The organism is Calditrichota bacterium, from assembly GCA_016867835.1.
In the GTDB taxonomy this organism is placed as follows: domain Bacteria; phylum Electryoneota; class AABM5-125-24; order Hatepunaeales; family Hatepunaeaceae; genus VGIQ01.
On sequence record VGIQ01000077.1, the window covers coordinates 1 to 13,829 of the forward strand.

The 13,829-nt window shown below is 61.0% G+C and carries 8 protein-coding genes; 2 read left to right on the forward strand and 6 right to left on the reverse strand.

What is annotated here, in order from left to right; genetic code table 11:
• Positions 1-105: 105 nt before the first annotated feature.
• The 3 genes from FJY67_08460 to rho all read right to left on the reverse strand — a co-directional run bounded on the left by FJY67_08460 (position 106) and on the right by rho (position 9,885).
• Complete coding sequence (locus FJY67_08460; GenBank protein ID MBM3329485.1) at positions 106-3,072, reverse strand: T9SS type A sorting domain-containing protein; 2,967 nt, start codon at positions 3,070-3,072, stop codon at positions 106-108.
• Positions 3,073-3,199: 127 nt separating this feature from the next.
• Entirely contained in the window at positions 3,200-8,332 is a 5,133-nt protein-coding gene (locus FJY67_08465; protein ID MBM3329486.1) for a T9SS type A sorting domain-containing protein, read from the reverse strand.
• Between the two features lie 77 nt (positions 8,333-8,409).
• Positions 8,410-9,885 carry a transcription termination factor Rho gene (gene rho, locus FJY67_08470; GenBank protein ID MBM3329487.1) on the reverse strand — a complete coding sequence of 492 codons (1,476 nt, stop codon included), beginning with the start codon at positions 9,883-9,885 and terminating at the stop codon, positions 8,410-8,412.
• A 549-nt stretch (positions 9,886-10,434) separates the two neighbouring features.
• Between rho and FJY67_08475 the strand changes: the two genes are divergently transcribed.
• Positions 10,435-11,691: a 3-isopropylmalate dehydratase large subunit gene (locus FJY67_08475; GenBank protein ID MBM3329488.1), complete on the forward strand. Its 1,257-nt coding sequence runs from the start codon at positions 10,435-10,437 to the stop codon at positions 11,689-11,691.
• A gap of 12 nt (positions 11,692-11,703) precedes the next feature.
• Positions 11,704-12,282: a sigma-70 family RNA polymerase sigma factor gene (locus tag FJY67_08480; GenBank protein MBM3329489.1), complete on the forward strand. Its 579-nt coding sequence runs from the start codon at positions 11,704-11,706 to the stop codon at positions 12,280-12,282.
• Between the two features lie 2 nt (positions 12,283-12,284).
• Here FJY67_08480 and FJY67_08485 read toward each other — a convergent pair whose 3' ends face one another.
• The 3 genes from FJY67_08485 to FJY67_08495 form a co-directional block, all read right to left on the reverse strand.
• Positions 12,285-12,581: a hypothetical protein gene (locus FJY67_08485; protein MBM3329490.1), complete on the reverse strand. Its 297-nt coding sequence runs from the start codon at positions 12,579-12,581 to the stop codon at positions 12,285-12,287.
• A gap of 52 nt (positions 12,582-12,633) precedes the next feature.
• The gene (locus tag FJY67_08490) at positions 12,634-13,068 is read right to left on the reverse strand and encodes a 3-isopropylmalate dehydratase (GenBank protein MBM3329491.1); all 435 of its coding nucleotides are present in this window, start codon (positions 13,066-13,068) and stop codon (positions 12,634-12,636) included.
• A gap of 83 nt (positions 13,069-13,151) precedes the next feature.
• On the reverse strand, positions 13,152-13,829 hold a 678-nt coding region (locus FJY67_08495), incomplete at its 5' end, for a transglutaminase domain-containing protein (GenBank protein ID MBM3329492.1).

The following is a 13,829-nucleotide window of genomic DNA, read 5'->3' on the forward strand; positions in this document are numbered from 1 at the left end:
GTTCTAATCCGGAACACTATGCTGACAATCGTCAGCATCCAAGGGGCGAAAGCAAAAGGGGCGGACTGCAAGCAGAGCCCGCCCCTCAGGGAGAATGCCGAAAGATTACCTCACCAGCGCCACCTTGCGCAGCGCCGTCCGGCCCGCCGACTTTAGTTCGGCAAAGTAGAGTCCGGCTGGCAAGTCGTGCCCGGCGAGCGAAATCTCGTACCGACCGGCGGCTAACACCTGGTCGAGAAGCGTCGCGGCGCGACGGCCCGTCAGGTCGTAAAGCGCCAGTTCGACCCTTCCTGCCCGGTCCAGCGTCAGGTTGAACTGCGTCCGGCTGTTGAACGGATTCGGGAACGGCCCGACCAAGGCAAAGCCCGATGGCAGAGATCGGTCCTCACCGGGCGCGGCGAGCGAGCCGGAACCGATGAGCGACACCTCGGGCGCCGCTTCAGCGTTGCTCTCGATGACGAGATTGCCGCTGTAGAGTTCAAGGTCCTGCGGTGTAAAATAGATGTTGAAGGAGACTTGATTCGTTGTAACCAGCGTCCGTTCACCGGGCCAGTCCACCTCGAAAGCCTCATTCGTCGAACGGACGCTGCGCACCACGAGAGGGTTCAGACCGGTCGAATAGATGCTGAACCTTCGCGCCACCGGAACTCCGGGAACCGATTCCCCAAAATCGACGAGGCTGGTCGATTCGCCGATACGCGGCGCGGTGTTAGCCGCTGGAATGACAAGCGCGTGCATCATCAGGTCGGCGTCGTAAGCCGTAGTCTGGTTGCCGTTGAAATTGAAAAAGCGGCCGGCGCCGGTGCGCTGGTCGTCACCGATTATCTGCGGCCAGCGGTCATCGCGAAGTATCTCACACCAGACCCAGAAATCGCCTGAGAGTGTGCGCACTGCTTCGACATTCGAGAGCGACAACGTCAGATTGCCGGGATAGCAAGAGTCGACCGGGACGTCGATCATCCGGGTGTAGATTTCCTGCCCCGGAGTCGTCGCATCGCCGGCGCCGTAGATATGGAGTCGGAACTGGGTGGTTACGTTCTGATTGCGGGCGAATCGGAAATGGAGCGCCGCGAGGTGGAACTGATCGAGTCCCGGCACCGACGGGGTGAACCGCGTCATCGGCCCGGTGCCGCGGTCGAAGTTGTAAGCATACCGAACAAGCCGGGCGTCGTAGCCAAGTTCGTAGATGCCTGCCGGCCAAACGCGAACCCCCGACACTGCGACCGAGTCGTTGGCTCGATTCTGGTCGTCGTCGGTGTCATCTGCCGGGGTGTTGGCGCCGAGGTTCGAGGCTGCCCAGACGGTGAAGAGTCCGGGCAATAGCGGCGTCCAGCCGGGATTACGGCGATCGACGAAGTCGGTCAGGTTAACCCGCAGACTCTCGCCCACCGCGATGGAGGGATAGGGCGTCGTCGTCGGGTAGCGGCGCGAGTCCTGATTGTCGAACCAGCCCCACCACGAGTAGATTCCGCTCTGATCCCGCGTTCCGACGTTGTCCATCCAGGCCGAATTGCCGGCAATCCGGTAGCGGACCGTGAGCGGATAGGCTACGATCAGGTCCCGCATCGCAATGTCGCGCGGGAGTTGGTTGGAGGCAATCACCTCGATATCGTCGAGGAAGAGGCCGCGCCCATTGCCCTCGCGGTGGTCGTTGTCGGTCCGGAACATCCAGCGCAGTTGAACCTCCTGACCGGCGAGGTCGGTAAGCGAGAGTTCGACGTTTCCGGCGAATGGCACTCCCGGGACGTAGTGCGCCCAGTCCTGCCCGCCGGCGTCGGCACGGTTATAATCGTGGGTCTGGTAGGTCCAGGTCGCCCCGCCGTCCACCGAAGTGTAAATCTGGTAGAAGTCGCTCAAGTTTGCCGACCCCTGATGGACGGCATCGGGAAGATCGGCCCAGACCCAGAACTGAAAGTGCGTATTGAAGCCCTGCGGCACTTCAAAGGGCGGCGAATCGAGGGTGTTGATCAGGTTGAAGCCGTCGTCGTCGTTCCACATCGAGAACTCACCGCCATGAGCCTGTGCTTCGGTGCGCTGCCAGCGATTGCCGAAGCCGGGCGCCCGACGGGGGATCAATTCCGCCGGAACAGGGTTATTGTCCGCCGAGTTGCGCAGGAAGGTGGTGTTGCCATCCGAAAGCAACAAGTTATCGACGAGCACCCCGCCGTTGCGCAGGTAAAAGTTGCCTTCGCCGGCTCCGGAATAGACCGACGATACGGTCCGGTCGGTGGCTAACATAAACCGCATGACCACATTGTTGCGGCGAAAGTTGGCGAGGTTGAATCGGCACTGAACCCACTGCGGTTGAGGGTTCTGTTCGTCAGCCGCCCCCCAATCGCCCGAGTGATAGACCCAGCCGCGCCATTCGCCCTGCAGCATCCAGAACCGCTCCATCGCCGAAATGCGCGTCGCGGTGTAGCCCGGCGACTCGGGAGATATGATCGAAAAGTTGTTGCCGCCGTCGGTCGAAATCAGCACCGTAAAGCCATCCCAGCCGTTGTAGGGATCGCCTGGAGGAAGGCGGCGTGGGTCTTCGAGTAACCAATAGGCATCGAAGGTGAAGACTAGATTCTCGCCCGCTTGCGACAGATCAAGCACCGGCGTGTCAAGGTATTGCAGCCAGTAATTGTCGTAGCCGATATAAGGCTGATTATAGCCCTCGATCGTGTCCCCGCACCACCAGAGGAGGTCGCCCTGCTGACGCGCCAGGAAGTTGCTCTTGTGGAAGGCGGTTACAGCATTGGTAAGGTCGGTAGTGGTCCAGTCGTCGGGCTCTTCCTCGAAGGTCTCGCTGAAGACCACTTCAGCCGGTTCGTCGCGGCGGGGAGTCAAGGGAGTATAAGGCGTGCGATGCATCTGCGGAGCAATCCGGCCTGTGCCGTCCGACGATGCCGACTCGGCAGCGTAGAGAACGTCGCCGACCGGTGACAGACCGCCGGTCAACGCTACTAACATTAAGGTCAACAAGACGTTACGCAGGGTCATTGGAGACTCTCCCGGTGGTGACGTTGGTCTGAATGGAGGGCCGGTGAGGTAAGACTCTCCCGGTGCAATTCCGCCCGGCCTCGACATAGCAATATACCGACTGCCGCCTCAGTTGTCAAGCAACATTGCAGGAGACCGCGAAGTGGCAATCAGCCAAAAGCGAGCGGACGACACACCAGGCCGTCCGCTCACTATGGTCAGTTTGTCGGAAATGCTACTTAATCAACAGCATCTTCCGCGCGGCGGTGAAAGGCCCGGCTACGAGGCGATAGACATAAAGCCCGGCCGGGAGGCTTCCGCCGTCGAAAACTGCCCGGTAGCGTCCGGCTTCGTGAACACCTGACGCCGGTGTCGCTACGAGCCGCCCCTGCAAGTCGAAGACCTCCAGCCGGACGTCGGATTTCTCCTTAATACTAAAGGCAATCTGACTGGAGGGGTTGAATGGATTCGGGTAGTTCTGGCTGAGGCTCCAGTCCAGAGGGGTGGCGTCATCTTCGCGAACGGCCGGACGGATCAACTGCCCGACGACGTTCAGTTCGACCGGGATGAAAGTGATGCCCGCTCCAGCGTTATGGAGGAACTCGATCTGAACGCCATACCGGCCGGTATCGAGATCGGCACTCGTTATGGTGATCACTACCGGCGTCGATTCTCCCGCCAGGAGCGTGTCGGTGCGAGGCGTGTAATCGATCCAACTGGAGTTGGGCGCCAGTTCGAAAACCCCGAGCAGGTCGTCGGCGGCATTGTCGAGAACGGCTGCCAGGACATAGGCGCGGTTGTCCCATTTCGGTGTGATAGACATCCCGCACCGGCCCTGAACCGAAGCCGGGATCACCCCCGACGGCGGCGAGAATAGGTAACGAATCTCACCATTTGAGACATTCATCTTGTAGATAGATATGTCCGCCCGCGAAGTGTCGCGCTCCGGCTCGTTGTTCGACAACAGATAGAGATTGAAACCGTCGGGGTCGTCGCGGAACCAGGCCAGACCGTTGTCCATTATGATTTCGCCGTCGCGCGGATCGAGTTTCGGGTAACTACGGACAAAGACCAATTGCTGCGTATCCGGGTCGATCCGGAAACACTGAATCAACCGGGTGCCGGAGATTGCCGAAAGGTAGATGATGCCGGTAGCCGGATCGACGGCGATGTTGCGGGGCGAGAAGTTGCGCACCGGTATCTCATAACTCGCAAGTTCGCTCCCGTCGTCGGGATTCACCTTGTAGATCCGCGTCGTTTGTGTCGCACACCAGAGGGCTCCGAGGGCGTAGTCCATATCCCGGATGCCATAAGGTCCATTCACCGGCTGTTCGAAGCGATCGACGTATTCACCCTCTTTGCTGAAGCGGTAGAAGTAGTTGGTCTCCTCGCGGTTGTTGCCGCCGGCAACGATCCAGTGATTCCCCACATAGACCACCGACTGAATAGCGTTGTCTTCGACCGCCCGGCTCGCTTCGATGATCAGCATCGGGTCCCACGGCTCGTCGCGGCGGGGAGCACCGTCCGGATCGAGCAGCGCGTAGCGGCTCCGGAAGCCGAGCGTCCCGTTGCCGGTGTTGACCAGTTCGAAGCCGGTCTCGGTCGTCGAATCGGCTTCCATCTCGAAGGCGAAACGTTCGACATCGAGGGTGAACTCCGGGTGTAGCAGCGATAGGTTGTATTCGAAGGTCTCGCCTTCGACGATCGTGAACCCGCGGCCATCCTCGCCAGCCCACGTGGAGTCGTTGTAGCCTTGCGCGGAGGCCGTCAGGCTGTAGCCGTCATCGACGATGATGTCGTCGATCAAATAGTTACCATCGGCGTCGGACATCGCCCAGAAGCCCTTGGTGGTCAGGACTTCGGCGCCTACGATCGGGCTTCCGGTCGCGGCGTCGGTGATCCTCCCGGCAAGGCGCCCGGTGATGAAGTTCGAATTGGGGGTGAACTTAATTGCCATCCGGTTTTCAAGCCGCTTTGCACCGGCCGGGTAGGTGTTGTAGTAGGTGTATTCGATGCCGTCGGTGTTGTCGAGGTTGACGATGCCGACTGTCGAATAGGGGGTATCGGTGCTGCCCTGGCTGGTATTGCTTATATCCTTGTATTGGAAGACGATATCGCCATTCGTGTAGAGCAGAACCTGAAACGTCTGGGGACCGGCGCCATTGCCGAGGGAACGCATCTCATGCCACTGGACGATGAACCGGCTGTCCTGTTCATCCCAATAGGTTGAGATGCGACCGGTGGTCAGGTCATCCCAGAAGGGATATAGTGCAGCCGAGGCGCTGCCTCCGGCTTTGATGCGCCGGTTGCGCGACATGGTCAGTTCAGACCAGTCTCCGAAAGCCATCCAGCCGTTGGTGCTGACCGTAATCCGGTTGAACTCCTGCCCGTAGTAAGTGATCGGCACCGGCAGCGCGACCAACCGGCTCTGATCCTGATTGTTGCCGCCATCGCTCAGACTGGTATTGATGCCGTTGAACCGCCGACCGTTGGTCTGGGGGTCGATCTCGATCCAGTCGTAGGCGGGATGCGCTTCCCAGGTCGTATCGCCCGAATCGAAGCAGACGTAGCCGTAGGAGTCGGGTCCAATCGGATCGGTATTGCCCGGCTGGCCAAGGGTAAATGTAGCGCTCGCGGTATCCGCAAAGCCGGACTCGCTGAAGATCGCCGCCGTGACCTTGACGGTCCGGCCGGGTATGGCAAAAGGATGCGCCCGAATCCGGAATGCCGAACCCGCGGCGCCGGTTGCACTTTCAGGATCGATGCCGTTATAGTCGGCTTCGGCATCGGTCAACGTCACCGAAGGCGTGTCGGTCCAGATTTGGACGGCAAACGGCGCTATGGCTTTGGTTCCCTGATTGGAGATTATGAGATCGAGGTCCCGCACCGCGCCGCGCACGAGCGGACTCCCGGCAAAGCGGAGGTTGTCGATCTGTATCTTCGGGGAACGGGGCTGGACGTTGAACCGGGAGCGCCAGAGCGTTTCGCCGCTGCGAACGATCAAATTGACCGGCGCATCGATCCGGTCCGGCGCCGAAGCGTTCATCAGAAATGTGAAATCGACGGTGGTCGTAGCGCCGGGCGCAAGCGCGCCATCCGAGCCGGCTTCGCCGTCAAGCACGTCGAGCCAGGGGGAGTCGGCCTCGACTGTTATCGTCAGCCCGCCTTCGACCGATTGTGAACCACGATTGATCAGATCGACGGCGATGCTAAACGCCTCGCCCGGATTGGCGTAGCCATCCTGATCGTCATCGGCGGTCAGCGCCCAGGTCGAGAGGCCGACATACTGCGGCGCCCGGGCGATGGATATCTGTCCCATATGCGGCTTGGAATTACGACCCGTCACCGTCACCAACAACCCGCCGGCGGTCAGAGTGTTGGGCAGGGTAAAGACCGCCGTCCCGCTGGCGTCGGTTATCCGGACATCCTGGAAGTTGTCTCCGGCTTTGTAGAGGCAGACTTCAACGCCGGTGGCAGGCTCGCCGTTATCATCCCACACGACGCTCACTGGAACGTTTGTCCCGCCGAGAGGCAGCGTTGCGGTGTATTCAGCCGTGATCCGCCGCGGCACGCCGTTCCAGACCCGGGTCGCCGGGTCGCCCATCAGGTTGCCCCACTTGACGAAACCGAGAAATTGTCCGTCGCCGAAGGGCTGGTAGTGGCGAAACATCTCATAGCGCCCATAGTTGACCATCGCGCCGAAGTGGTTGATCCCCAACTTGAAGACGGAGTGCCAAATGCCGATGAAGAAAGCGTTGTTGTAGGCGGTATGGGTGTTGGAGGTGGCAAAACCGATGGCTCCGACCGCGCCGCCGGGGGAGCGCAACATCGCTTCGGAGATGGAGTTCGCTTCGGTGCCGTAGTTGCCGGTGGCGCAGGTCATCGGCGTGGCAAAACCGATCCGGTTGTTGGCGCGGAAGTTCATTATGACGCCGGCACTTGTGCCTTCCATTCCGATCCAGCCCCGATAAGTAAAGAAGGCAATCCCGCGCTCGAACTCGCTGGTGGCAAACTGTGCACCGCCCTGACCTTGATAGGGGGCACTGTTATACCACTCGTGGGTATCATTGACCCCCCAGCGGTCGCGGGCTTCGCGCTTCACCCATTTGCTCAGCGACTTCATCGAGATGCCGTAGTTGTCGCTTGCCATCACCGCGCCGCGGCGGTAGGCATCGAGGTCCTGCATCTGCGGGTCGGCTTCATACATGACGGTCCGGGCGACGATTCGGTCGAGCGTCCCCAAGTCCTGCGCCGTGAGGCGCCCATAGTGAACGTCCGGCACCTGATCGTTGCCCTCCAGCAGGGAGAAGTCGTGATCCGAGGTGCCGCCGTTGAAATTGCCGATGCCGAAACTGCCGTCCACGTCCCCGACGATGACGACCATCTCGGGCCGGACGGGGAGGTTGCGATAAGCGTTGAGAATGAGGTCTCGGATGCCGTTGACGTCCTGATTGGCGACCTCGATGCGGCGGACGTCCCAGCCCTGCCGGGCGCGCCAGGTCAGGAGCGGTTGAAGGCTGTTCAGGACTCCGTTGGCATTTTTATAAACTACCAGGTAGGCGCCCCGGTCCGGCGTAGGTACATCGCGGCGGGGCGGCGGGTTTACAACGAGGTTGTCGATGATCCGGTCGAAGGTCGAAGGCACCGTAGGCCGGCCCGGATCAGCAATCGGATTCTCGCCGACACCGAAGGAGGCGATCTCGAAGTCGAACGAGGTGTTGATCCGCGTTTCGCCAGTCGTCGGGTTCACCTGCACCGGAAATAGCGTGATGGGCAGCATCCGGTAGCCGTGCATGATTAGCGGCGAACCGGTCACGACCGCCTCGGGCGGCCAGAAGCCGTCGTGCGAAAGGTATTCCAGCGAGGGTTCGGCGGGCCGGTCGAGGGATGCGCTCCCGTCCTGCGGCGGCACATAGAGCGGCGTAAGACCCGATTCGAACCGGCTATCGATCGAATGGACAACCAGATGCGCGCCCAGAACCGGATCGATCAGCACCATCCGCGAGATGACCGGCAATTCGGGCCAGCCTTCGCGGACTGTCAAGCCTTCGCCGTCCAGGCGGCTGATATCGACAGTGCCAAAGTCCGCCTGAACACGCTCCAGCGGTCTGTCGGGTGTTTCGATCACCAGCCGCGTCGATTGCGGCGTCGCGGACTCTATACGCACCGATGCCGTCAGACCGGCGCTCTCGCCAGTGGCGGGAAGTGCGGCGACGGAAGTTGAGGCGACCAGGGCGCAAAGGCCCAACAGATATGCGCGCAGGACGTTTCGGGGCATTGCTACCCTCCGCTTCGTGGTGAGTTGTTTATGGAGAGCCGGCGGCTCGACGATCGGGCAATTGATGTCCAACACCATAATATACGACATTTGCAAGGCGAATGATAGGGGGGCACAATACCTCCTGCCTTCGCACCTCCCGTTTCAAATGGTTGATGCGGAATGACCTACGAGTTCATCACCCGGAAGAACTCCTCGTTCGACCGCGTCGCGCGTATGCGCTCGAGGATGAACTTCATCGTATCGACGGTGTTGTAGTCTGAGAGGACTGACCGCAGCAGATGGACTCGAGCCAGCGTCTCAGCCGAGAGGAGCAATTCCTCTTTGCGGGTGCCGGAGCGATTGATGTCGATGGCGGGGAAGATGCGGAGATCGGAGAGTTTTCGGTCGAGCACCAGTTCCATATTGCCGGTGCCTTTGAACTCTTCGAAGATCACCTCGTCCATCCGGCTGCCGGTCTCGATCAATGCCGTGGCGATGATGGTGAGCGATCCGCCCTCCTCAATGTTGCGTGCGGCGCCGAAGAAACGTTTCGGTTCGTAGAGCGCATTGCATCGACGCCGCCCCGAGAGGATGCGCCCTGAATGGGGCATCACCGTATTGTGCGCCCTCGCCAACCGGGTGATCGAGTCGAGCAGAATCACCACATCCTTCTTGTATTCAACCAGCCGCTTCGCCTTCTCCATCACCATTTGCGACACCTGTATATGCCGCTCCGGTTTCTCGTCGAAGGTGGAACTGATCACTTCGCCCCGAACCGTGCGCTCCATGTCGGTTACTTCTTCGGGGCGCTCATCGATCAGCAGGACGATTAGGAAGACGTCGGGGTGGTTCTCGGCGATGGAGTTGGCGATCTTCTGGAGGAGGACGGTCTTGCCGGTGCGGGGAGGCGCTACGATCAAGCCGCGCTGGCCCATCCCAATCGGGGTAAAGATATCCATGATCCGCATCGACGGGTCGCCGGCGGACGACTCCAGTTTGAACTTCCGTGTCGGAAAGTAGGGTGTCAGGTTGTCGAATAGGATCTTGTCGCGGCACTCCTCGGGCGCTTCGAGGTTGACCGCTTCGACCCTCAGGAGCGCAAAGAAGCGCTCGGAGTCTTTAGGCGGACGAATTTGACCCGAGACGATGTGACCCTTGCGGAGGCTGAAGCGCTTAATCTGCGACGGCGAGACATAGACGTCGTCCTGACCGGGCAGGAAGTTCGACTTGGGCGACCTTAGGAAGCCGTAGCCGTCGGGAAGGATTTCGAGGACTCCGCTGGCAAAGGCAAAGCCGGCTGTCGCCGACTGCTTCTCCAGGATGGCAAAGATCAAGTCCTGCCGGGGCAGGCCGCTGTAGTCGGGGATGCCGATGGAGCGGGCGAACTCGTTCAGATCGCCGATCCGCATCGACTTCAGTTTGGTCAGGTCGAGAGCCTGGCCGTCGTGCTTGGCAACATCGAAGCCCTCGACATCCTCATAGCCGTTGTCGTCATCCGGGGGGGCAACTGCCGCGGGTGCGGGTGAGCGACGATTTTCGTTATCGGGGTTCGAAGGCAGGCGGCGCACGTTCCGGTCGGGATCGAAGCGCCCGGTATGCCCGTTGGCAGGCGCGCCGGAACGACGCTCACCGGAGGGCGGCGGGGATTTCCTTCTTAACATGCGGGAGCGATACCTTGTTGATCTATGATATTATTGATGATGGCGAATGAGCCTCAAACCGAAGATGCTCGCCCGAGGACTGAACGAACCGGAATCGTGGGACAAATGGTGAATTAAACGGGCAGCCCCCTTGCGGCTGCTGGTGAACGGATGACGGGCGGACGCGACCTATCGGGGATAGGACCGGCCCCGCTGGCCGGCGGTCAGGCAGTTATGAACTTCAGCAACAGGCAAATAAGTTGTATCGGTTGCCACTTGGAGGGCGGCTATCCAGTCGTCCTTGGGCGGAAACAATCCGGCCCTTGGGAACTTTGGGGGATAGTCGCCTCCCAGTCTGCTCCTCCGAATCTATAACAAAATACGAGGTCTGTCAAGATTCCCAATGCAAAACTGGTCAAAATTCACTACTTGGCTCGAAAAGCCATCTCTCTGCAAGCGAATTATTGAATGCCGCTGCCCCAATAGGCGAAGCCGTGCCGTTGTCTGCAGCGCAAATGCGGCGTAACTTGAAGGACTGCACAACTTAGTCCAAGGCGCCTTAACCTTATCGTGAGCGCTGTCCGGCACATCCTTGTCTGCCATTCGGGCCGCAAGAGCGTCGAACCTGGCGAGACGCTCCTTTTTCGCCACGACCTCGCGGTCGGCAGCGAGATCATCTTCCCCCATATCCTCGCCTATCTGCGCGAGTTAGGTGGCAGCGAACGGATCGATCCGGGCCGCCTGGCACTGGTTAATGGTCATCTGGTGCCGACCAAGGAAGCCGCCGCGGGGACGCTCGTCGCGGCGATGGACCGCTTTGCCCGGGAGCAGAAGGTCGGGCATTACTTTCAAGCCGGGCGGTCGGGCGGGTGTCAAACGCTTCTGGCAGCGCAGGGGTTAATCCAACCCGGCGATCTGGTCATCGGGAGCGATCTTCATTTCACCACCTATGGTGCGCTCGGCGCGGTCGCAACGGCGGTCGGCGGCGTAGATCTGGCGACGGCTTGGGTAACCGGATCGGTCTGGCTGCGCGTGCCTGAAGCGGTGCGGGTGGTTCTCACCGGACGCCTGCCCGCGTATTGCACCGTCAAGGATCTCGCTCTGACTATTCTTACCGGGATCGGACCCGATGCGGCTCAGGGCCGGGCTATCGAGTTCGACGGCGACGGGCTCGATAGCCTCGACGTCGAAGATCGCTTCGTCATCGCCAACCTCGCCGCCGAAACGGGGGCCTTTACCGTCTGGATACCTCCCGACCGTCAGACGACCGCATACCTCTCGGCTTTTGGGCTGCCGTCCAACCTTCCGGAACTCCCCCCCCCGACAGAGCGTGAATATGCTGTGGATTATGGTTTCGATCTCGGTTCGATCGAGCCGATGGCGGCATTACCGCACTTTCCGTGCCATGCCGTCCGGGTCCGTTCGCTGCCCGAAGTGCGGGTCAATCAAGTGATTATCGGCAGTTGCACCGGAGGCCGGTTCGAGGACTTTCTGCCCGTCGTGAGACTGCTTGAGTCCTACACCATTGCTCCCTCGATGCGGCTCGGGCTCTATCCGGCAACGCACGGGGCGATCCGGCGGATCGTCGAGGAGGAGTTGGCTCTCTTCTTCACCCGGCATGGCGCTTCCATCGCGCCTCCCTCGTGCCAGCCCTGCCTCGGCTCGGGACCGAGTCTGATCGGGGAGGGCGAAGTCGGCGTCTATACGACGAACCGCAACTATCGGGGCCGTCACGGCCCGCCCGATGCCCAGATCTACCTTGCCGGGTCACTCGTAGCCGCCGCTACGGCCATCGCCGGAGTGCTTATCGACCCGCGGGACTTGTAGTCCCAAGCCCAAATTTGGCTGGAGTTGCCTTTAGACCTTACCGCAGCCACCGACCAGAGTCTCCTGGAGCAGATTCGCCGACAGGACGAGGATGCTTTCCGGGTCCTGTTGGAACGTCACGAAGACCGTCTCTTCGGGTTGCTCTACCGGATGCTCGGCCGGCGCGAAGAGGCGCGCGACTTGGCGCAGGACATATTCCTCGAACTGTGGATCTCTCCGGAACGTTACCGGCCGACGGCCGAATTCACCACCTGGCTTTATCGCGTCGCCCTTAACCGCGCCATCAGCCGCCTGCGGCGGCGTAAACTCCTCGATATCCTTTCGCTCTCCCCGTCCCGCGATTGGCCCGATCCACCCGCCTCCGAATCCGACCGTCCCGACCACCGTGCCGAAGCAAGCGATTTTCAAAGTCGTCTAACTGCCGAGTTGGCGCGACTTCCGGCCCGGCAGCGCGCCGCGCTTCACCTGCGCTATATCGATAGCCTTTCGGTTCAAGCGACAGCAGAGGCGCTCGGCGTGTCGCTAAAGTCCGCCGAATCGCTCATCTTTCGCGCCAAGGTGACGCTGCGCCGCAGGCTCGGCGAAGCCTGACCTTACTCTGCCGGAATGCACCTCGGGCAGGGCGCAATGTCCTGCTGCCGGGCGACGCTGAAGACGACCTTTTCCTTCGGTCCGCTGATGAACTTGCAGCCGGTGCGATGGTAGTAGTTGTCGTCGAAGGTGATAAAGACTGGCGAGTCGTCGCGGAGCGGGCTCGTTTCGGCGGCTTCGCCGGTAGGATCGGCGATTTCGGGCGCGATGTTCTCGCGGAAGAGGTCGAACGCCTTGATGGCAACGAAGACGACGATCGCTGCGACGACAACCCAGATGACGATCTTGGATGCGTTCATTGTTGACTCACTTGATGCCGTGCACTGTTTGATGGCGAAGACTTGACCGGCATTAGGCCAGGTTGAGCAGCCCTCCGGCCTGATAGATGTCCATCTGCACCCGGTCGAGCGGCCGGCCGGTGCATAATGCCCTCCCCTCCGGTGTCCCTAACATGCCGGTCTGAAGGTCGAGGGTCACTCGATCCCCCTCGGCGATCCCGGCTGAAAAGATCTCCGGTATAATAATAATCGGCAGCCCGGCGCTGACCGCGTTGCGCTTGTAGATCGCTCCGAACGAAACCCCCGCAAGCGCCGCAATCCCCAAAGCAATCAGCCCATCGACCGCCTGCTGACGCGACGAACCGCAGCCGAAGTTGGCGCCGGTGATGAGAATGTCGCCCGCCTGGCAGGACTGCGGAAACGACTCGTAGCCGGGCAGGTTTCCAAATATGTGCCGCCCCATCTCACCACGATCGACAAGGTGCAGATGCCGGTTGTGGAAGATCATATCGGTATCTACATCGGCAACCGGCACCAGCCGCGCCCGTCCGGTCAGGACGACGGGACGCTTGGGTTCACCCGTCGGGCCGCTCAATGCGCCTCCACGATGGTGATGCCTATGCGGCCGATCCTATTCACGATGGAGGAAACCGCCGAGATGTCCCCCGCGGCGAGCGCGAGCCGGGAGGGGTCGGCTTCGGTTTGCCCGAAGGTCGGATCGTATTCGACCCAATTGCCATCCGCCCACGCCGCCGGCCAGGCGTGGTAGTAGAACCGACCCTGCTGATAGACAACGCCGAGTTGGATTCGCGCCGGAATGCCGGCGGCTCTTGCCAGCGCCACAAAGAGCACCGAATGCTCATTGCAATCGCCTTCAGCCGACTGCAGCACCGCGAGTGCCGACGGCAGTCCTCCCGACATCGTCTTGGTCATATAACTATCGACCCAGCGCGCCAGACGTGCCAGGCTGTCGAGTCGGTCCTGCCCGCCCGAAAATGCCTTCCGGGAGGCAGCAAGTATCGCCGGAGCATTAGACTCGATGTAGGGCGAAGGCTTGCTGAAGGCCGGATCGGGCGCGAGCGAGTCGGCGCCCGGCCGCACGATCCGCTCGCAAATGATGTCACCGTAGGGATGGAGCCATTGCCGGTCGCTGGCCGCATCAAGCGCCGTGCCTTCGATGCCGGTGACGCGCAAGACGACACGGGCGGCTTCACGAGGAGCGGCAATCACTCCTTCCGGTCGGATGGCGTAAAGGTCGAGGAAATCGAC